This window comes from Legionella navarrensis, from assembly GCF_052527415.1.
The window spans coordinates 12,349-33,662 of the sequence record NZ_JBNVZR010000001.1; the positions used below are offsets into that span (position 1 = coordinate 12,349).

Consider the following 21,314-nt stretch of genomic DNA (forward strand, 5'->3'; position numbering starts at 1 on the left):
TACACCATGAGCAAAGTAATCCGTCCATTTGAAAACAGGCTGCCCAGACTGGGTAAACGTGTCTATATCGATCCTCAATCCACCGTAATCGGCGATGCGGTGCTGGGATGTGATGTCTCCGTATGGCCCATGGCGGTGATTCGTGCCGACGTCAACCATATCCGCATAGGCGATGCCTGCAATATTCAGGATGCCGCTGTTTTGCATGTGACCCATGTTGGCCCCTACAGCCCCGATGGTGGACCTCTGACACTGGGTAAAGGTATTACTGTCGGCCATCAGGCCGTACTACATGCCTGCACCGTGGACGATTATTGCCTGATCGGTATGGGGGCGTTGATTCTGGATAATGTACATATTGAACATCATGTGATGGTGGGAGCCGGTGCGGTGGTAACACCAGGAAAACGATTGGAAAGCGGGTATCTTTACCTCGGTAACCCTGCTCGCAGAATCCGTCCTCTGACGAGCAGTGAAACAGAGCAGCTGGAGTATTCCGCTGCACATTATGTACGCCTGAAAGACAAGTATCTCAGCTGTTCCCAATAGGCTCAGGACTTCAATTCCTCTTTCAGCTGGCTGCGAAACAAATGGTAGTCTACTTCCAGCGCGTGGCGTATGGTTTGTTTGAACCGGTTGCTGGCGTGCTGCCTTTCCTGTTCTATTTTCATTTCCAGCCTGTCCGGGCGCGGCAGCCTGCCGGCGATGATGCTGGCGGCAATATTGGCCTGATGATCCGCCAGAGGCCAGATACAGCCCTGGGGCTGGAATAAACCAATAAAATACAGATTATCGAAATCCGGGTGCATCATTTTTCGATACAGGGGAATATGCGTGGCATGACTGAATTCAATCAGTGACGAATCAAAAAACGGAAAGGTCGTTTTATAACCTGTTGCGAAAATAACGGTATCAAAATCCTCGCACTGGCCATTCGTAAAGTACACCGTGTTTCCTTCCATTCGCTCAATGCCTGGGCGTACACCGATTTTGCCGTGACGGATAAAATACAGTAACTCGGAGTTAATGGTAGGGTGCGTTTCCAAGGGCTTGCTGTCGGGTTTCTGCAGGCGGTACTTCGCGTAGCGACCCTGAATAATACGGATCACAAAGGTTGTCAAAGCCTGTTTCAGCCGAAACGGCATCCATTTGATGGTTGCAAAGGCGATGTCTGTGGGCTTGCCAAAGACAAACTTGGGGAAAATATGCTGACCACGACGCATGCTGATGCGGGTTTTCGCGGCCACGCGGGAAACTTCTACCGCGACATCGCAGGCCGAGTTTCCGGCACCTACCACCAGTACCCGTTTGTCTTTGAAGGGGGCCGCCTTTTTATAGGCGTGAGAATGCAGCACCTCGCCCTGAAAACTGCCCTTATATTCTGGTAAAAACGGATCAGAGTGATGACCATTCGCCACCATCAGGTAATCAAAGAGTTCATCATGCTCGCCGGCTTCGTCATGATAATGAACCAGCCAGCGCTGGTCATCTGTGCGCGTAATCCGCTCAACCCGAGTATTGAGGCGCAGGTACTGGTCGACTGAAAAATGGCGGGCGTAATCTTCAAAATAGCTCAGGAGCTGACTATGCGATGGATAGTCAGGATAATCCGGTGGCATGGGAAAATCTTCGAACTCCGACAGGCGTCTCGAGCTGATGGTATGAGTGGTTTCATACACACTGGAATGCTGATTATCCTCAGAATAATACCAGTTACCGCCGATACGATGATTTTTTTCAAATACGGTGATCTGATTCAGGCCATGCTGAAGCAGGTTTTTAGCTGTGGTCAAACCGCAGGGGCCGGCACCAACAATACAGATTTTGGGAGAAACGCCAGAGCATTGCTTCACGATATACCTCTCGTACACGAAGACATGAAATTATTGAACCAATCAAGAATGTTTGCCGGGCTTTTTCAATACAGCCAATACGTTTTTAAGCATCAAATCCTGAACAGCGGAATTTTTGTCAATAGTAAAGTGATTGACAGAAATCCCTTCCAGTTTATCGACATTCAGGTTGTCAATCCGGGTAAGGGTCGGGTTTTCGGCGACCAGACGGATGCCGCTGAACATGGGAACATAACCCGGTTTGTATATATTAATGGCATGCTGCACGTTGGCACTGACCTTGATCGGGGCTACGGCATCAACGGTTATCAGCAGGGCAACGGGGATATTGGCTCGACCCAGCTCGCGCGCCACCTTGATTTGCTCGTTGGCTCCCAGGGAATGACCAATGAGTACGATGGGTGTCTGAAGCTCGTGAGCGCGATAATGCTTAATGATGTAGGTGCTGAGATCGTCCTGTTTGAACCAGATCGTGCTGGCCGACTGAATATGGTATTGCGTTTGCAGTGTTCGCTGCAGATCGCTCATGCCCGTGCTGAAAATACCGCCCAGACCGCCGCGCATGGTATACACTTCGCCACGGTAGTCCGGGTTTTTATTGGCCGTTTCCCTGCCCAGGTTGTTGAGTTTAGGCAACAGATCCATGCAGCCGTTCAGCAACAGACAAAGCAGCAGGGCAAACAGCGGGCGAAAAGCATGTAAGTGAGACGAGCGTCGCAAGATAGGGTTTCTCAGTCAGGAAATAAACGAATTGCGTATTCTACCTAATTTTTAATCAGGTTAAAACCCTGGAAATACGCTGATTTTTTTATTTGCTCAGGTTCCCTTAAGAAAAGATGCGGTATACTGTGCAACATTACAGCATCTCGATAAACGGACAAACTACCATGCCACAACAACATTCCGACTTTTTTCGTGCCATGCAAAGCACTTCCGTGGTTGACTGGCTTCGGAGCGCCGAACTTCCTGGCGATGCTGACGGCAGCAGCAGCTACGATCAGCTCAGCGATTACCTGCGTGAATGTAATGACGCCAGGTTTGGTATTGTCTCAAAACTGAGTGAAGAAGACGAATGGGTGCGTGACGCCACTGCGGCAACACCGCTGAATGAGCGCCCACCTCATGACTCACCGGATATCGAAGCCAATAATGCCTTGTTGCGCTGCCTGTCTCGTCTGCGTCCGATTGATTACGTACTTGCCAGGATAAGCCAGGCACCTGAACGCATGACTGAGTTCAGGCAGCAATTGAAACATGCTCTGGCCACTCAAATAGCAGATATGTCAAACGTGGTCAATCGCGATGATATGGGCTCTGACAATAAACGGGCTCGCATCAGGCGAATCGAAACCGACTTTAATCAAATGCTGGTCCAGGCGCTGCATCAGGCCAATCTGACCGAAGGTTGCGAAACAAAAAAAGATGTGGAAAAGCTGTTGTTTCACTACCGGAACCTCTCCAGTCTGATGGTGCCGGCCAGACCGATGATCACCCTGACCTATGACAGCGAAACCCGGGTTCTGCAACGCGAAACACAATACCCGGTAACCCTGAAAACCAAAAAACAGGTTGAGACGGCCCGGGCTTTGCGCGAGGTGGTTAGACCCTATGAGCACGCAGACAAAAACTCACACACGGTACGCAGCGTGGCCGAGCAGCAGGCCGATAGTTTCTTTGCTCACCTGATCGCCGCAGAGGATAGAGCCTTGCCTGCCCAGGCACGCAAAACGCATCTGGTTGGGATAAAAAATGCGTTCATCGTAAAAAATGAGCTGTACTTCGACCGGGACGATGCCAGCGGTTTAAATGGTCCGGCAGACAGGACGCTCTGGCTGGCGCGAACCGGATCACCGGCTTACGTTGGGCCTGGAGAATCAATGGAAACCATTCGGGATCAGGCGCTGGAGAATCTGGAGCAGATTCGTATGACGGCCACCCGGCTCATGCCGATGCCGGAGACTGCCCGTCACGCCATCCCTGATGATTCCGATGAGGACAGTATTTTGCCCGCATGCAGCAGCATTGACTACATGCAGCCGTCACGTTTGAAGCTGCATATCACCTGCTTAAACACCAATACATCTCTGCAGCACCAAAGCACCATTGTTAAGAGCATTGAGCATGCCGTGTCGAGCGTGGTTGGCGATGAGATGTCTAATCTGCCAACCAATGCGCATGGGCTGACCAAGCCAGTTGAAATCTCCGATGCTCTTTATCTGGATCATGACCGCAAAAAGCCCAAAGGCCGTGCGCCCCTGCTGAAAGCCGAGCGCCTCGATGATGTGGCGCAGGTGATTCTGGCCGCAGCGAAAAGACCCAATACTCTGAGCGTGGTCAACTGCGCCAGCGGTCAGGACCGAACCGGTACGGCTATCGAAAAGGCAACGCAGCTATGGATGAGTGCCTGTTACGAGGAGCAGGAGCTGAACACGGATAAAATCGATGCGATGCGCGCCATGGGTGGTAATGCCGCTGAAATCACCACTCACCATGTGCATGGTTCACCGGGTATGAAAAACGATTCAAAGGCTAACAATACGCTGGGAGACCGGCGAACCTTTTCTGATGTGGCTGATTCCCAATACTATCTGCCCAGTGCTGGAACCAATAAAAAGAACCGGGTGCGGGATGTCCGCTTTTTGAGGTATGCGGGCATGATGGCTGTGGATGATTACCGTCAACGGCTGCGTGCTTTTCACGACAGCATTGTCTCTCTGCCTTGTCAAACGGAGCAGGAAAAGGCCCTGTTTGGTGCCGCTGTCGCGGTATATGAATCCGTACGGTTTCTGGCCGGAGAGCAGCCCCGGTATTTGAGGCCGGGAAGTCTGGCACAGTTAAATCAGGTTTTGTTTCACGCCAACGCGGCTATCACAGACTCTGAGAACCCGCTGCATGCACAACGGCTTAACGAGCTGTCTCATGCTGTATCTGGAAGGGAGTCCAAAGCCTGGAAAGCCCTTGGTATTGCCTTGATGGTTCTTGGCAGCCTTGCGCTTGCTGTGGTTACCCCTGTATTAGCGGCTAGCGGTGTTGGCGTGGTTGCAGCCGTAGGGGCCGGTGTAGTCGGCCTTGCCGCCATATACACCGGGCTGGGCTTTTTTAACAGCAACCGCCAGAACGGGCTGGCCGGAACGGTCGCGAATTTGAGCAGGCAAATAAACATTCCGGAAGAAAGAAGCGACAGCGAACTATCACCTTTGTTAGTCAACTAACTCCTCTCGGCCCTTAAACCAGGACAGGGCATCGGGATTAGCCAGCGATTGCAGGTTATTCACCGCCTGCCCGTGCACGGTCTGACGCACGGCCACTTCCACAATTTTACCGCTGATGGTGCGGGGAATATCCCCCACCTGCAGTATTTTGGCTGGTACATGGCGTGGTGACGCATTATTGCGGATGGTTTTGCGGATCAGATCCTGCAGTGCGTCGTCGAGAACCAGCCCCTCACGCAGTTTGACAAACAACACCACCCGCACATCGTCCTGCCAGTCCTGACCAATCACCACACTGTCAAGGATGGCCGGGATGCTTTCGATCTGGCGATAAATTTCAGCCGTACCAATACGCACCCCACCCGGATTTAACACGGCATCCGAGCGGCCATGAATAATCAGACCGTGGTGTCGGGTTATTTCCGCGAAATCTCCGTGCGCCCAGACGTTGTCAAAACGATTGAAATACGCTTTGTGATAGAGGCTTTTGTCTTTGTCCTTCCAAAAGCTGACCGGCATGGAGGGAAAGGGTTTGACACAAACCAGTTCGCCACGTGTCTGAGTCACCGAATGTCCCTGTTCATCGAATACCTTCACATCCATGCCAAGACCAAGGCATTGCAGTTCGCCGCGATAAACCGGTAACAGGGGATTACCGAGTGCAAAGCAGGAAACAATGTCCGTTCCGCCTGAGATGGAGCTGAGCTGCACATCCGCCTTGATTTGTTGATAGACGAAGTCGTAGTTTTTCGGCAGCAGCGGCGAGCCGGTTGACAGAATCGTGCGCAGACGCGGCAATCGATAACGAGTGATGGGGGTAACGCCAGCCTTTTCCACAGAAGAAATGTATTTGGCGCTGGTGCCAAAAACCGTCACGCCTTCCTCTTCCAGTAATTGAAACAAACGCCAGGCATCGGGATGCGTGGGAGCGCCTTCATACAGGGTGAGGGTGGTGCCAAGCGCCAGTGCCGACACCATCCAGTTCCACATCATCCAGCCACAGGTAGTGTAAAAGCATAAATTGTCATTCGGCCCCAGATCTGTGTGCAGACCCAGTTCCTTAATGTGTTGCAGCAGGGTTCCGCCAGCGCCGTGAACGATGCATTTAGGCTTGCCTGTGGTGCCGGAGGAAAACAGAATATACAGCGGGTGGGCAAAGGCCTGCTGGCTGAATTCCAGCTTGCTGGTGTCCTGAACGAAATCGTCCCACTTGACGGCTGGAATATCGGCATCAAAGACTGGGTTGCTGTGAATGACAGGGCAAATGACCACGCGCTCCAGGCTGGGTATGGCCTTGTATACGTCAATGATTTTGCTGCGTGCATCATGTGCCTTGCCAAGGTACTGATGACCATCGCAGACAAATAAGAGCCTGGGTTCGACCTGTCCCAGGCGATCAACCGCTGCCTGAGCACCAAAGTCTGGTGAGCAGGACGACCAGACCGCGCCCAGCGAGGCAGTGGCCAGCATGGCAATGATGGTCTGTGCGACATTAGGCATAATCGCCACCACCCGATCACCGCAGCCAATACCAGCCTGTTTTAATCCAGCAGCACAATGCGCAACCTGCTGGTGTAACTGTTGAAAGCTGATAACCTCACGATTCCCGTTTTCATCTATGCTGACCAGCGCCGGATGCGCGTCCCTGCGTTGCAATAACTGCTCAGCAAAGTTCAGCGTCGCGCCGTCAAACCAGGTCGCGTCAATCATGCGCGGCTCTTGGTTTAAGACACTTCTCGCGGGGGTGTTGAAGCGGATATTGAAAAAATCACACAGGCTTTGCCAGAACTGGTCTGGCGCATCTGTTGACCAGCGATGCAGCTGCTGATAATCGTGAAAGGATAAACCGTATTGCTGTTCGGCAAAACGCATGAACTGCCACATGCGTGAAGCCTGAGGATGTTGAGGTTGCCATACTGCGCTCATAAATTACGTCCTTTTTGTATAATGTTGCCCGCCCTACAGGGGCTGCTGCTGAGTAATGCAATGAATGCCACCACCTCCGGCAAACACATCGAGGGCATCGATCTGGCTGATTTTATGCCTTGGGTACAGCTTCTGAAAGAGGCGATACGCTGCCTGGTCATGGGGTTCGTAACCAAAGGCAGGCATGACAATGCCGCCGTTGGCCAGATAAAAATTAATATACGACAGAGTCAGGCGCTCGTTATTCAGCCAGGTGGCCGGAGGCTGCTCCACCGTGTGTACCGTCAGTTTTCTGCCCCGCGCATCGGTGGCCGATTGCAGGATGGCCAGATTTTCCTGCAGGCGTGCGTAATTTTCGTCCTGTCTGTCTTCTGTGATCAGGCATAAAACGGTTCCTGGTGCTATAAAACAGGCAATTTCATCGATGTGTCCATCGGTTTCATCGCCCACCAGTCCCTGATTCAGCCAGATGATTTTTTCTGTGCCCAGAAAATCATTCAGGAAGGTTTCAATCTCGGCCTGGCTTAGGTCGGGGTTACGATTGGCGTTCAGCAGGCATTCGCGACTGGTTAACAGCGTGCCTTCACCATCGACGTGAAAGGAGCCGCCCTCCATGACCAGCGGGGCCTTAAAGCTGCGGGCCTGTGTCTGGGCCAGCACAAATGACGCCAGCTGCCTGTCCAGCTCGCAATCGGGGTAGTTACCGCCCCAGGCGTTATGAATCCAGTCTACACCAGCCAGTTCGTTCTCTGCGTTTAATAAAAAGGTGGGGCCGGTGTCGCGTGTCCACGAGTCGTTTAATGGAACGCTGATTTGTTGAATCCGGTTGCCGCACAGTTCGCTTACACTGGCTTCGTCACCTGGATTAACCAGCATGGTAACCGGTTCAAACTGAGCAATGGCAAGCGCCACGCGGGCGTAAGCTGCCCGGGCGCGCGCCATGCCAATGCCTGCCCAGGTCTCCTGATGGCAGGGCCAGGCCATCCAGCAGCGTGCATGGGTATGCCATTCTGCCGGCATGTAAAATCCGCATTGTCTGGGAGTCTGCATGATTATCCTTTTATTTTCTGGTTATCCAGATAGGTTTGCTGAGAGAAAATACTGCGTAATTCGTTCAAACAGGATTCTACGGTTTCCTCCGGCAGGTCGGTGGAAATCAGTTGCTTTTCGTAGGATTGCAGTAAGCGTTTGCTGTCGTAGTGGGCAAAACTCAATACATTGGTAATGGTGTCGCCGGTGATCAGGTCATTGATTTCAAACTGCCCATCGTCGCCTAACTTGACGTCCATGGAATTGGTGTCACCAAACAGATTGTGCAGATTACCCAGAATTTCCTGATAGGCGCCTACGAGAAAAAAGGCCAGCGCGTAGGGTTTTTTGCTGTCAAACGGGGGCAGGAGCAAGGTGGTGTTGACGCTGGAGCGTCCAGTGTATTGTTTCAGGGTGCCGTCCGAATCGCAGGTTAAATCCTGCAGAATACTGTGCATTTTAGGTTCGACGTTCAGTTGAGAGATGGGCGCAACCGGAAAAATCTGGCCAATGGCCCAGGCATCGGGAAGCGACTGGAAAAAAGACAGGTTACAGAAAATCTTTGCCGCCATGCGCTCGTTTAACTGGTCTATCAGTGCCTGATCGCCAGGATGGCTGGCGCGCAGTCTGGACTGAATTTCAAAGCAGATGCTGGTGAAGAACTGTTCTACTTTCGCTTTCTCCTTCAGAGAAATAATGCCATGTTTGAACAGGGAGTGCGCTTCGTTCAGCGAATGGGTGGCGTAGTTGAAAATTTCACTGGGCTGATCATCGGTAATGGATTGCCATGTGTCGACGATGTCGCGAATGACATGAGAGTCTTCGGCGTCCACGTGAGGCAGCTCGCGGTTGATTTTCACCTGCTCCACGTCGGTAATATTGGTGATTAAGACGGCGTGGTGTGCGGTTAAGGCACGGCCAGATTCGGATATGATGTTGGGTTCGGGCTGTTCCGCCTCTTCGCAGCGGTGACGAATGGCCAGCAGAATATTGGTCGCGTATTCTTTCAGGCTGTAGTTCATGGAGCAGCCGCTGCTGGAATGCGTTCCTTCGTAGTCAATGCTCAGGCCGCCGCCAACGTCAACATACGTGACAGGCGCCCTGAGTTTGCGAAGTTCGATGTAATAGCGTGCGACTTCCTGCATGCAACGGCGAATGTCATGAATGTTTGCGATTTGTGAACCGAGATGGCAGTGCATTAACTGCAGACAGTCAAGCTGGTTTTCAGCTTCGAGGCGGGTGATCAGATCGATAATCTGTTCGGCCTGTAAACCAAATTTGGACTTGGCGCCGCCGGTGTTTTCCCATTTCCCGGCGCCTTTGGTCGTCAGACGAATACGGACACCGAGTGCCGGCTTGATATTCATGCGGGCGGATTCTCTGAGAATAATCTCCAGTTCGGATTGCTTCTCAATGACGATAAACACTTTATGACCCATTTGCTGGGCTATCAGGGCGATGCGTATGTAGGCGGCATCCTTGTAGCCGTTGCAGATAATGGTGGCGCTGGTCTGTCCAAGCATGCCCATAACCGCCATCAGCTCAGGCTTGCTGCCAGCTTCCAGCCCGATGGAATGTCCGGGCGTTTTGAGCAGTTCACGTACTACGCATTGTTCCTGATTTACTTTGATGGGGTAGACGAGGGTATAGTTTCCTCGATAGTCAATTTCTTCGATAGCCTGATGAAAGGCGGCGTATAGCTTTTTGACCCGATCGTGAAGGATATCGGTAAAGCGAATAAGCAGGGGGAGTTTGAGGCCTGCGCGACTGGCTGCGTTGACTATCGCCAGTAATTCAACACCCTGTTGAGATGGCTGCCTGCATACTTCGATGTTGCCCTGCTCATTGGTTGAGAAATACCCATCCCCCCAGTTGGCCATGTTGTATGAGTTGCTTTCCTGCTCTATCGTATTATTCATTCAGAGTCCTGATTAAGGTAGGGGGGAGCTGATCAAATCCTGATAGCTTTGTGGCTGACGCTGTCTGGCGAAGGGGAATAGTCGTCCCCACAAATCACGCTGTTCCAGCTCAAGCTCCGCGACCAGTACAGCTGGCTCATCGCGCGGTGCCTGTACAAGAATCTCACCCATGGGGTTGCTGATGAAACTGCTGCCGTAAAAGGTCAGGCCGTCTTCGGTGCCAATGCGATTGACCGCCACAATAAAGCAGTTGGCCATAATTCCCTGCGCCACCATGACTTTTTGCCACATTGGCTGACTGTCAAATCCGGGAGCAGTGGGCTCACCGCCTATGGCCGTTGGATAAACGAGCAGCTCCGCACCCTTAAGACCATAGATCCGGGACAGCTCGGGAAACCATTGATCGTAGCAGGTTGGCAGACCAACCTGTAAGCCGGCTATTTTATGAACGGGGTAGTTGGAGTCACCGGCTTTAAAATAGTAGTCCTCATGATATTTTTCGCCACTGGGGATGTGTTGCTTGCGGGTGACGGCGATGCATTGACCACTGGCATCAAAGGCCACCGCAGTGTTATATCCAGCTTTTTCAAACAGAGACGCGGTGATGCTGACACCTGCCTTTTGCGCCATGGAGCCGACGAACTGTGCGGTTGGTCCGCTGCTGATTTCTTCCATAAATGGGTGGTAATCGGCATCAGGACGGGTGCAGAAGTAAGGTGAAAGGCTGAGCTCCTGCAGGCAGACCAGCTGTGCTCCCTGCCGTGCTGCCTCCATGATGCCGGCGGCCAGTTTTTTCTGATGGGTCTGCGGGTCGCGGTGCCAGGCTTCCTGTACCAATCCAATGACCAATGTGCGTTTGCTCATGCGTTCTCTCCGGAACTGTTTCGCGAATGGGGCTACAACCAGTAACGTGAGTTCAACAAAATACAGGTCTCACGTCAAGTGGTTCCCTGCTCCGGACGTGAATTACGTCATGGTACTCACCATGACGAAATATATGCTATGTTTTATAAATATTAAATAAAAACAAAAGGGATAGAAGCCATGTCCACAGAAAAACGTCGTGTCATAGCCTGTGTCATTGGAACCCGTCCAGAAATCATTAAAATGGCTCCCGTGGTTTTTGCTCTGAAAGCCTGCCCCTGGGCCCGGGTGTTGCTGATTAACACGGCTCAGCACCGGAGCCTGCTGGATGACATGCTGGGCATTTTTGATCTGCACCCGGATGTGGATCTGAATGTGATGGTTGAGAACCAGTCTCTTGGTCATTTGACCGGTCAGTTATGCCATAAACTGGATACCTTATTTAAGGAACACCCGATTGATACCGTTCTGGCCGTAGGCGACACAACAACGGTCATGGTGGCCTCGCTGATTGCTTTTTATCACCGTATTCCGTTTGGTCATATTGAAGCGGGCCTGAGAACCGGTGATATTTATCAACCGTTTCCTGAGGAAGTAAATCGCGTGCTGACAGCGCCTTTGTCCACCTGGCATTTTGTGCCCACCAGTCAGGAAAAAACGAACCTGCAACTGGAGGGCATCACGCCTCACCGTGTTGAGGTGACAGGAAATCCGGTTATCGATGCGCTGTACTGGACCTTAAAAAACAGACCTGACCGGGGAGCGCTGAGTCATTTGGATAACCTGATTGTGGTAACGACCCACCGGCGGGAAAATTTTGGTGACCGACTGACGAATATCTGTCAGGCCATCATCGAACTATCGACACGCTTTGAGCACGTTAATTTTGTATTCCCCGTTCACCCCAATCCCAATATCAGAAAAAACATTGAAGCCCTGCTGGGAAACAGGCCACGCATTCACCTGATTCCACCTCTGAAATACGATGCCTTTGTGCATTTGATGAATCGCTGCCTGCTGATTTTAACCGACTCAGGCGGCATTCAGGAAGAAGCCCCTGCCTTGAATAAGCCCGTGGTTGTCATGCGCGACACGACGGAACGACCTGCGATTATTGAACAGGGTTCAGGGATTCTCGCGGGAACTGACACCGATACGATCGTTACGGCAGTCAGCAGGCTGTTAACCGATCAGAGCGCTTACAAAGGCATGCAGCGAGGCGTTTCGCCTTATGGTGACGGACATGCGGCCGAGCGAATTGTTGCCTGTCTTGAGCAGGCTCTCCACGTCATGAGGTAGTGTCCGTCAGAAAAAACTCTGCCCGGTATGGGCTGATGCGATTGATGACACTCTCAATCAACAGCTCGTTGGTTGGGTCGCTCAGACTGATGCTGATGGTCAGACTATCCTGGTTTACATCGACTACATCGATGTGGTTCCTGTTAAGCCAATGCTGCAGCTTGACGGGTAATTGAGCGAAACATTTGCTTTTGGCGTCCGCCAGCCTGCTTTTGGGAAACAGCCTCAGGTTAAACTGCTCCGATAGAATCTGTTTCAGCTGTTTTTCACTGATAAGACGCAGCCGTAACAGAGTCTCGCCCAGTCTTTCTCCCGTTTTCTGCTGCTCAATAACGGCCTGATCCAGTTCCGACTGCTTAATCAGGCCTTTTTCCAGCAACACATCACCCAGCTTCAAACGATAGGGCGTTAGAATATGACTGCCCGGAAAATGATGATCCGTTTTATCCCATGCGGGCTGTTTGCTGCTGGCCGCCTGAGTTTTGGGCGTTGAATAGTAAACATGATACGCGCGCATGACGGCGTGAAGATTGAGAATATTCCCATAAAATGCTCTGGGGATAGACAGCAGGGCTGGTATCCAGCCGTAAACCCGACGAATCGCTATCATACGCTGCAACATGCGTTCCAGCATGATAAACGTGACGGCAACAATCAGCCACCACACCCAGGGATGCAGGTTGAACTGCTCCTGCAGCGACGGATAGGCCGGGTTGGAACTGGTCAGCAGCGAGTAAATAATCCAGAACAAAAATACAAAATAGCCAAAGCCATTAATAAAATGCGTGATAAAGGATTTGCGATCATGCGCCAGAGTGAAACGGATAATCCATTCTTTTGGCCACTGGGTGTGCTTCCATTCCTGGAATACGATGCCGATGATCCAGCGTGCTTTTTGCCGAACAGCTTTTTTGTATTCCATGGGGAACAGGGCGCGGGTTGCGATGTATTCCTTCATGGGTTTCTGCACGTATCCCTTACGAAAAAATCCACGTGGAACCCAGCGCATACGGGTTATCTGCTGTGTCGCAAAGATGGTTTTCAGTTTATGAACGCGCAGTGCCAGTGAGGTTCGATAATCTTCTGTCAGCGAGTCGATGGAAAACGGCGTGTGCGTAACCGGGTCTTCGAGAATTTCCAGAGCCCGGCGTGAAAACGCGGTGCCCACTCCGGCTGAAGGCACGTGCCCACGTACCGCTTCGCGGACAATAATGTCCTTGGTGTGATTTTCCGAAAACTCATCAGCATACAGCCAGTGTGTAAACTGCCATTTGCTGACGGCAAGAGGAAACACCGGGATCTGGATCATGTCCTTGTTAGGACAAAGGTAATTATACAACTTGAAGGACATTGGGTGAATGATATCTTCTGAGTCATGGAAAATGAAAATATCAAATTTGCGCCCCAGTGTTTTTTCAAATTCCTTTACATGCCGGTAAACACCATTCAGATTTGAGGCTTTGTTGGTGGGGCCGGGTTGCTCGCCAATGACACAGCGAACCTGTTTAATATGGCTGGCTACCTCTTCTACTTCGTTGACTGTGGCGGGATCATTGGGGTACACACCCACAAAAATATAATAATTTCTGTAGTCAATGGAGTAGGCATTGTGCCGCAGCATCGTGCCAATAACCCCGGCTTCATGCCAGCAGGGCACCAGCACGGCTATCAGCTGCTCTTCCTTATCGGCCATTTTTTTGTAGGTGAGGGGTTCAAAAAAACGACTTCGCCACAGGCGGATGAAAAACCGTGTCCAGTAATACGCGTCGAAAAATAAATCATCCAGTCCGGACAGAATAAACAGACAGGCAAGCGCTACCAGGAAATACCACATGATAAAATAAACAAAGAGTATTGACTCGCCTGGCATGAAATCCCTCTATACGGTGATGGCCAATATATACAGCTGATTATGGCTGATTAAAAACGAAAATAAACCTCCATCATCGCCAGATTATTGTAATATTTCGAGCGATACGGGTTGGGGGTCGGGCTGTTGACCGGTATGTAGTACCCCTGCAGCGACTCCAGTCGGAACACCACATTAAGACGGTTACTGGGTCTGAACGCGATTCCCGGACCAAGAGAATATACGTTGTTATAAAACTCATGGTTTTTATCAAGAACCAGATAGTTTGCCAGATACATATCCAGCGAAGCGCTCTGGAAGGTCGCCACGCGCAGTCCTGGCCGGAACCAGGCCGTTCCAATGATGTTGTTATCGTAACGGGAATAGTAAATCGTGTCGGCATACAGGGTACTGACCCATTTCAGGGGGAATTTCAGCTCAGGCGTCCAGGTAGGCCTGGCTCCCCATGCATTATAATACACCAGTCCGCCGCGCACGTCGCTGCGCCATTCCGGGCGAAAGCGGTAGATGAGATCCTGAGCCGTTCCAACTTCCAGAAAGGTCTGCAGGGGGATGGTCGGCCATGGATAGGTCCGCATGCCAGCCGCGTAGATAGCTACGTTATCCTCAAATATCTGTGAGATCGAGTTCTGGATAATCAAGCCCTGGATGGTCCCTGACCGATTGTCTTTGGTGCGTCGCCAGGACAGGTAGGCATCCGTATTGTGTTTTTCATTCAGCGTCACACCGGCTCGGCTGATGGTGGGTAAAATACCCAAATCAAAGCGACTGAAATAAAAGGGTGCGGTGTAAAATTCAGCAAAATAGGGTTTGGGTAAAAACTGAAACTGCGAGCCACCCATGTTGGTCATGGCCTGTTCGGCTTTGTATTTGATGTTCATATTGCTGGTTTGTGAGGCCAGATCAAAAAAATGAAAGGCCTTGGGTTTGTTGCTTTGTGAATCATAAAGATAGGCAATGCTCAAGGCATACTCGGGATTGCGCTCCAGCGCCCATGCCTGCTTCCACAAGGCAATGGCCCGGTCAGAATTTTTTTGCGCCATGGCAAAATAGGCGGCTTCCTTCAGCGTTCTGAGATCATCGGGATGCGTGCGCAGCAGCTGGTTGATGTAATTCAGGGCCAGATCAGGGCGTGTGTTTTTGCTGGCATAAAATTGATTCCAGAGTCTGTCTTCCGGGCTGAGTGGGGCCGCCGGGTTGCCGGTTCCTGCTTCCAGTGCTTCGACCGGATTTTTGTCCAGAAAAGCGAGGGCTTCCGTGCTTTGCTTTTTGAGCGCCTCGTTACCGTTGAGAACGCCGTAATGAAAAAAGAAGCGGGCCTGGGCGATGTCTCTTTTTTTAGCGTACATATAGCCCAGCTGAACAGCGATTTGAGCATCGGCCTTCAGCGCAAAGGCTTTTAAAAAATACTGCATGGCAATATCGGCATTATTTTCCTGCAGCTCCAGATAGCCCAGTTTCACATAGGCTTCGCGGGCATTGGGGTCCATGCCAATGATCATGTGCAGGTACTGACGGGCCGAATCGGGCTGAAGTTTGACGATACTGTCAACCTTGGCATACAGGGGGGCCAGATTTATTTTTGATACCACTTCGAGGGGAGCGATGAATGAGCGGTAATGGACGGGTTCTGTTGACAGTCGTTCCTGCGGAAAGGTTGCCTGATAGAGAGCAAGGGCCTGTTTTTTCAGCGAAGGATTATTCGAGTTGAGTAGTTGTTTTAACAGCTCTTTGGCGTCAGCGCTCTGATTCAGCATCAGATAGAGTCTGGCCAGTTCAAGCTGAGCCTGTGGATTGTCGGGCTGATGGGCAAGGCTGTCTTCCAGAAAGGTCAGAGCGGAATGCGTATCCCCCTGTTGGATGTACAGGTTGGTTTTTGCGTGAATCGCAACGGCATTGGATGGGTCCTGTTTTATAATCAAATCAAGCGCTTCCATTGCCTTGAGCGGATTTTTGTCTTTGAAGTTGTAGTAAAAATTGAGCAAAGTAGGAATGTCACGCTCGACGGAGCGCGTTTTTTTCATGGCTGAATGAATCGTAATGCCGGCAATGAAAACAAACAGGAGGGCATATCCTGTTATTTTCGCTTTACGCATTGCATAATCTCGTTCTTGTCCTTTAGTATTTAAAGTATCAAGTAATCAAGGGATGATCCAGACAAAATGAAACTTAGATTCGCATACATAGCCGTAATCTCCGCATGCCTGTTTTTATTTTGCGCAACCATACGCGCTGCTGATTCCAATATGAGTGCGAACGTTTCCAGCGAGACTTTTACCCTTAATCAATTATCCAAAATGGATACCGCCGTACTTGAGGGAAGAAAACCATCCTACACGTTTTATATTCCTATCCCCGGACAGTGGCAGATGGAGTCGATCGATTTGAATCTTCTGATTCAGTTTTCGCCCTTGCTTCTTGATACCTCATCTCTGACGCTGATGGTGGGCGATACACCGCTGGACAGCATTCGACTCGACGCTAAAAAAGAACAGCCTCTGTTTTGGAAGGTGACAATACCCAGGGCGTCTATCAGCAAAAAAATAACCACGGTTCGTCTGGTGGGGTATATGGTGTTGAGTGATGAAGTGTGCCGCGACCTTGAAAATCAGGGTAACTGGGTCACGCTCTCGGGTAACTCCAGTATCACCTATCATTTTCAGAACAGACAGTCCGGGCTGAGTCTGTCCGAGTTTCCCAATCCATTTATCCATAAAGACGCGCCCTTTGCTGACAGGGTGTTATTCTATCTGCCTGCAAAAACCGGAGCTGATGAATTTGCCCCGTATTTTCAACTGGCTAATATTCTGTCCAGAGAAGCCAGCTGGCGCGGTATCGAGATTGATGCGAAAAACATGAGTGAATTTGATGCCCTGTCCCCGGCATTCCCCTCGGTCATTATTGGCACGCCGGACGCAATCGATTTTTCATCTCTGGGTGCGCCTGAAGGTCTGCAGTTACAGGATGGAAAATGGCTGCAGAAAGATGGCAAGGCGCTGAACGCTGAGAACGGTTTTGTCTGGTTAAGTCAGCGCGGTCAACAACCCGTGCTGGTTATTTCTTCTAACAGCAAGGAGGGAATAGCCACCGCTATTCAGTCGATTAATTCCAATATGATGCATTTTACCAGCATCAACCCGGCACTGTTTATTGCAGAACCGGTTTCAGACCCGGATAAAAAACCGCTGAAGAAGGCCCGTTCCATTATGCGCTTTCGTGACCTTGGGTATAAGGACAACATTGTCTTTGGATCAGGACAAAATCAAATCAGCTATCAATTTAATCTGCCTCTTCAATACACCAATAAGCCAGTCAGGCTGGTGTTAAATTACAGCCACAGTCCATTTTTGCAAATGGACAGGGAATCGACCATGAGCGTGTCGCTGAACGGACTGCCGCTCGATGGCGCTACCCTGAAGGCGGATTCTGCACAGCTCAATATGTTTGAGCTCAACCTGCCACAGAAGCAATTGCAGCTGGGCAAAAATAACCTGACGATTACCTTCAACATGGTGCTGCCGGAAAAATTCTGCTCGCGGGATTATTTAAGCCAGGCCTGGGCAACTGTGTATGACAACAGTTACCTTCAATTTTATAAATCAGACGATTTCATGCGGGATCAAATCAAATCCTATCCTGATTTAATGAGTGGAAAGCTGATGGTTGTATTACCCAGTGATCCCGCTGCCTGGGAGAACAAATCACTGATTAAGGAGCTGATTCGCTTTGCCGGCATGCTTGACCAGAGTACATCCCTGACGGTGTCAGGCTCGGCGTCAAAACCTGCAGACGCTGAAAATCATAATCTGGTGTACTTTGGCATGGGTAATGATAATTCCCCAGTGCTGGATTCTCTGGAAAAGACGTTTACGCAATTGGTTGAAAATCTGAACGCCACGTCCAACAGCACTTTGAAGGGTATTGATAAGTCGATTTTTATGAACGCCTTCACAAAAAATCAGGACATAGGTTTTGTCGGGATCCGTTCAACCGGAACCGACAGTCAATACAGTCAGTTGATCCTGTTTGGCTACACCAGCAATGAACTTCGTCTGGCAACCAGTTTATTGAACAATACTTATAAACTGAGTTTCTTAACTGGGAATCTGGCTGTTTCGTTTCAAAATGGTACGTTTACCAATCTGTCGTCTGATGACATTCAGGAAAATGTTCAAACCGAGGTCGCGATGGAACGCGTGAGTGAGATGACGGTTAATTATCTTTTATACGGACTGGGAGTCTTGATGCTGTCGGTGCTGGTGTATTTCGGCTGGCGTACCTGGCGTAAGAAATAATTGGGAGTAGCCGTGGTCGCGAGTGCCTCCCGGATTACGGCTACGCCTAATCCGGGCTACGATGTTTCGCTGTGGGCTTGTTGGGGAGCTGTAGCCCGGATTAGGCGAAGCCGTAATCCGGGATGATGTGGTCGCGCTGTCAAATGGCTCCCGGCCCGTTACTGTGGATTAGCCAGCAGGGCGCTTGCCACTTTGGATTGGTTTCTTTTATTCAGTACTCTGCAAATCATATCGCCCGCTGCCACGACTTTATAAATATCCACGCCAGTATCCATACCCAGGCCATGCATCAGGTACAACACATCCTCAGTCGCCACATTCCCGGTAGCGCCGCGGGCGTAGGGGCAGCCGCCGAGGCCGGCCACGGAGCTGTCGAAACGTCGAATGCCGAGCTCCAGGGATGCGCTGATGTTGGCAATCGCCTGGCCGTAGGTATCATGAAAATGCATGGACAAACGCGTGACCGGCATCAAATCAAGCATACTGCGAATCACTTCTCGAGTCTGCCGCACGGTACCCACGCCAATGGTATCACCAAGGCAGATATCGTCAGCACCCAAATCCAGTAACTGTCGCGCAACCCCGGCTACCTGTTCCGGACGTATGGCGCCTTCATAAGGACAACCCAGCGCACAGGAAATATAAGCGCGAACCGGGATGCGCTGCTCGCGGGCCAGCGCAAACACGGGCTCAAAGCGAAGAATGCTGTCTGCGATACTGCTGTTGATGTTGCGCTGATTAAAGGTCTCGCTGGCCGCTGTGAACACGGCGACTTCCCTGACACCCACTTCCAGGGCTTTTAACATACCGCGCTCGTTAGGAACCAGAGCCGAATAGTGAACGCCCGGAATTTTTTTTATGGACGTGAATACCTCTTCGTTGTCTGCCAGTTGTGGAATGGCCCGGGCTGAGACAAAGCTTGTCGCCTCAATATGGCGCAGACCCGTTTCGCTCAGGCGGTTAATCAAATCAATTTTCGTGTCGGTAGGTACAAACATGGCTTCGTTTTGCAGGCCGTCCCTCGGCCCCACCTCTACAATCGTTACATGATCCGTCTGTGTCATGTCGCATCCTGGTTGTTTTCAGCCTGAAGCGAAGCAAGCTCGGCCCCTTCGTTTACCTGTGATCCGGTTTCGTAGAAAATTTCCGCTATCCATCCATCTCGGGGCGCCTGAATGCTGTGCTCCATTTTCATGGCTTCAAGAATGAGAATAACCTCACCCTGCCTGACCTGATCGCCTGGTTTTTTCAACACCGATACAACGGTTGCCGGCATCGGTGCGCTTAGTTTTCCGCCACCATGTCCGCTCTTCTCAAAGGCATTTTCCCAGCGGAAGCGTTCCAGAGAGACTGTACCATTTTCAAGGTATACGTTGAGCTGATGGCGGTGCTCGTCAACAAAGGCATGGTAATTCTGCTGGCCATCATTAATCAGGATACGTTGATTGTGATGTTCTACATGGATGGTTTTTTTAATACCATCGAGCTCTACGGTAAACTCATGACTGTTATGCGGGCTGACACGGGCCTGGTGTTGCTGATCGTTCATCATATAACGCCACAGCCAGGAGCTTTTCGTATGCAGCTGCCAGCCAAAACTCTGCCGCCACAACGGATCCTGCTCAGTCAGGCTTAAGGCCAGATAATCATGGCTTATGGCCATTAACAGGGCGAGATGTTGATTGGGCTCGGGTAGCGAAATGCGTTCCTGGCTTAGAAAGTCTGTGCTCAGGCGGGCCTGCACAAAACGTTCGTGGCTGCAAATGGCCTGCAAAAAGGGGATGTTGGATTTCACCCCGCCAATGGCAAACTGATTCAAGGCGCTTTGCAGTCGTTGCAGGGCCTCACTTCGTGTTTCTCCCCATGCGATCAGTTTCGCAATCATGGGGTCGTAATACTGGCTGATGGATGAATACAGATGCACACCGCTGTCGATGCGGATGCCTTTACCCATGGGTGGCTTATAGAAATGCAGCTGACCGATGGATGGGATAAAACCCTGGTGAGGATCTTCGGCATAAATTCGGCATTCAATCGCATGACCGTTCATGCGAATCTGATCCTGCGTGCAGGGTAAATGCTGATTGGCCGCGATTTTAATCTGCCAGGCCACCAGATCCAGGCCACTTATCATTTCGGTGACCGGGTGCTCGACCTGCAGGCGGGTATTCATTTCCATGAAATAGAACTGTTCGTCTTCCGAAACGAGAAACTCCACCGTTCCAGCACCGCGGTATTCAATGGAGCGTGCCACTTCGCAGGCGGCTTCTGCCAGACCCCAGCGCAGACCGGAGCTGATACCAGGTGCCGGTGCCTCTTCGATAATTTTCTGATGGCGGCGCTGGATGGAGCAGTCGCGTTCAAACACATGAACGACCTGACCGTGGTTGTCTGCCATGATCTGTACTTCCACATGACGCGGATTCAAAACCAGTTTTTCAATGATCATGGTGTCGTCAGCAAAGCTGGCCATGGATTCCCGGCGCGCACCTGCCAGCGCCTGGGCAAAATCGGCTTCGTTATGCACGGCACGCATCCCTTTGCCGCCGCCGCCATTGGCTGCCTTGAGCAAAACGGGAAAGCCGATGCGTCTGGCTTCGTTTAATAAATGCTGATCGTCCTGATTGTTGCCATGATAACCGGGCGTCAGAGGAACGGCTGTGTGTTCCAGGCGTTGCTTGGCCAGCTGCTTGGAGCCCATGGCTTCCAGGGCCGACACAGACGGTCCGATAAAGACGATGCCGGCTTCAGCGCAGGCTCTGGCGAAGTGGGGGTTTTCCGATAAAAATCCATAGCCTGGATGAATGGCCTCGGCGCCACTGGCCAGCGCCACCGCGATAATGGCGTCGATGTTAAGATAGCTGGATCTGGCCGCAGCCTCACCCACCCAGTAAGCACGTGACGCCTGTTGTACGTGAGGGCTGTCTTTGTCGGCGCTGGAATAGATGGCGATGGTTTCAATACCCATATCGCGTGCTGTTCTTATCACACGACAGGCAATTTCACCGCGGTTGGCAATCAGAATGGAATGAAACATGTGTGTAGCC

General features: G+C 51.2%; 14 protein-coding genes. 4 read left to right on the forward strand and 10 right to left on the reverse strand.

Going from position 1 to position 21,314, the window contains the following annotated elements:
• Positions 1-6: 6 nt before the first annotated feature.
• Positions 7-549: a gamma carbonic anhydrase family protein gene (locus ACQUTA_RS00055; protein ID WP_444986007.1), complete on the forward strand. Its 543-nt coding sequence runs from the start codon at positions 7-9 to the stop codon at positions 547-549.
• A 2-nt stretch (positions 550-551) separates the two neighbouring features.
• Here the strand turns inward: ACQUTA_RS00055 and ACQUTA_RS00060 are convergent, their stop codons facing one another.
• Together ACQUTA_RS00060 and ACQUTA_RS00065 are read right to left on the reverse strand one after the other, a co-directional pair.
• On the reverse strand, positions 552-1,853 hold the full coding sequence (locus ACQUTA_RS00060; protein ID WP_444986009.1) for a flavin-containing monooxygenase: 1,302 nt from the start codon (positions 1,851-1,853) through the stop codon (positions 552-554).
• A 42-nt stretch (positions 1,854-1,895) separates the two neighbouring features.
• Entirely contained in the window at positions 1,896-2,573 is a 678-nt protein-coding gene (locus ACQUTA_RS00065) for a hypothetical protein (RefSeq protein WP_444986010.1), read from the reverse strand.
• Positions 2,574-2,740: 167 nt separating this feature from the next.
• On the opposite strand from ACQUTA_RS00065, the gene ACQUTA_RS00070 reads away from it, so the two are divergent.
• Positions 2,741-5,065, forward strand: coding sequence for a hypothetical protein (locus tag ACQUTA_RS00070; protein ID WP_444986012.1), 2,325 nt, complete (start codon positions 2,741-2,743; stop codon positions 5,063-5,065).
• Here ACQUTA_RS00070 and ACQUTA_RS00075 read toward each other — a convergent pair.
• From ACQUTA_RS00075 to ACQUTA_RS00090, 4 genes are read right to left on the reverse strand one after another with little or no spacing between them, the layout of a single operon-like run.
• The gene (locus tag ACQUTA_RS00075) at positions 5,054-6,991 is read right to left on the reverse strand and encodes an acetoacetate--CoA ligase (protein ID WP_444986014.1); all 1,938 of its coding nucleotides are present in this window, start codon (positions 6,989-6,991) and stop codon (positions 5,054-5,056) included. The two genes, ACQUTA_RS00070 and ACQUTA_RS00075, sit on opposite strands and share 12 nt — an antisense overlap.
• 33 nt (positions 6,992-7,024) lie before the next feature.
• Positions 7,025-8,047: an agmatine deiminase family protein gene (locus tag ACQUTA_RS00080; RefSeq protein ID WP_444986435.1), complete on the reverse strand. Its 1,023-nt coding sequence runs from the start codon at positions 8,045-8,047 to the stop codon at positions 7,025-7,027.
• The gene (gene speA / locus ACQUTA_RS00085; RefSeq protein ID WP_444986015.1) at positions 8,044-9,939 is read right to left on the reverse strand and encodes a biosynthetic arginine decarboxylase; all 1,896 of its coding nucleotides are present in this window, start codon (positions 9,937-9,939) and stop codon (positions 8,044-8,046) included. The genes ACQUTA_RS00080 and speA overlap by 4 nt, the downstream gene beginning before the upstream one ends.
• Positions 9,940-9,951: 12 nt before the next feature.
• Positions 9,952-10,803, reverse strand: coding sequence for a carbon-nitrogen hydrolase (locus tag ACQUTA_RS00090; protein ID WP_444986017.1), 852 nt, complete (start codon positions 10,801-10,803; stop codon positions 9,952-9,954).
• A 180-nt stretch (positions 10,804-10,983) separates the two neighbouring features.
• On the opposite strand from ACQUTA_RS00090, the gene wecB reads away from it, so the two are divergent.
• Positions 10,984-12,102 (forward strand): non-hydrolyzing UDP-N-acetylglucosamine 2-epimerase, encoded by a 1,119-nt coding sequence (wecB, locus tag ACQUTA_RS00095; protein ID WP_444986018.1) that lies wholly within the window; start codon positions 10,984-10,986, stop codon positions 12,100-12,102.
• Here wecB and ACQUTA_RS00100 read toward each other — a convergent pair.
• The gene (locus tag ACQUTA_RS00100) at positions 12,092-13,972 is read right to left on the reverse strand and encodes a glycosyl transferase family protein (RefSeq protein ID WP_444986020.1); all 1,881 of its coding nucleotides are present in this window, start codon (positions 13,970-13,972) and stop codon (positions 12,092-12,094) included. The genes wecB and ACQUTA_RS00100 overlap by 11 nt on opposite strands.
• A 50-nt stretch (positions 13,973-14,022) precedes the next feature.
• Positions 14,023-16,068, reverse strand: a complete 2,046-nt coding sequence (locus ACQUTA_RS00105; RefSeq protein WP_444986022.1) for a tetratricopeptide repeat protein — start codon at positions 16,066-16,068, stop codon at positions 14,023-14,025.
• Between the two features lie 150 nt (positions 16,069-16,218).
• Here ACQUTA_RS00105 and ACQUTA_RS00110 point away from each other — a divergent pair, with 150 nt between their 5' ends.
• Positions 16,219-18,267, forward strand: coding sequence for a cellulose biosynthesis cyclic di-GMP-binding regulatory protein BcsB (locus ACQUTA_RS00110; protein WP_444986024.1), 2,049 nt, complete (start codon positions 16,219-16,221; stop codon positions 18,265-18,267).
• Positions 18,268-18,425: 158 nt separating this feature from the next.
• Here the strand turns inward: ACQUTA_RS00110 and ACQUTA_RS00115 are convergent, their stop codons facing one another.
• Positions 18,426-19,331, reverse strand: a complete 906-nt coding sequence (locus tag ACQUTA_RS00115; RefSeq protein ID WP_444986026.1) for a hydroxymethylglutaryl-CoA lyase — start codon at positions 19,329-19,331, stop codon at positions 18,426-18,428.
• Positions 19,328-21,304 (reverse strand): acetyl/propionyl/methylcrotonyl-CoA carboxylase subunit alpha, encoded by a 1,977-nt coding sequence (locus tag ACQUTA_RS00120; protein ID WP_444986028.1) that lies wholly within the window; start codon positions 21,302-21,304, stop codon positions 19,328-19,330. The genes ACQUTA_RS00115 and ACQUTA_RS00120 overlap by 4 nt, the downstream gene beginning before the upstream one ends.
• Positions 21,305-21,314: the final 10 nt, after the last annotated feature.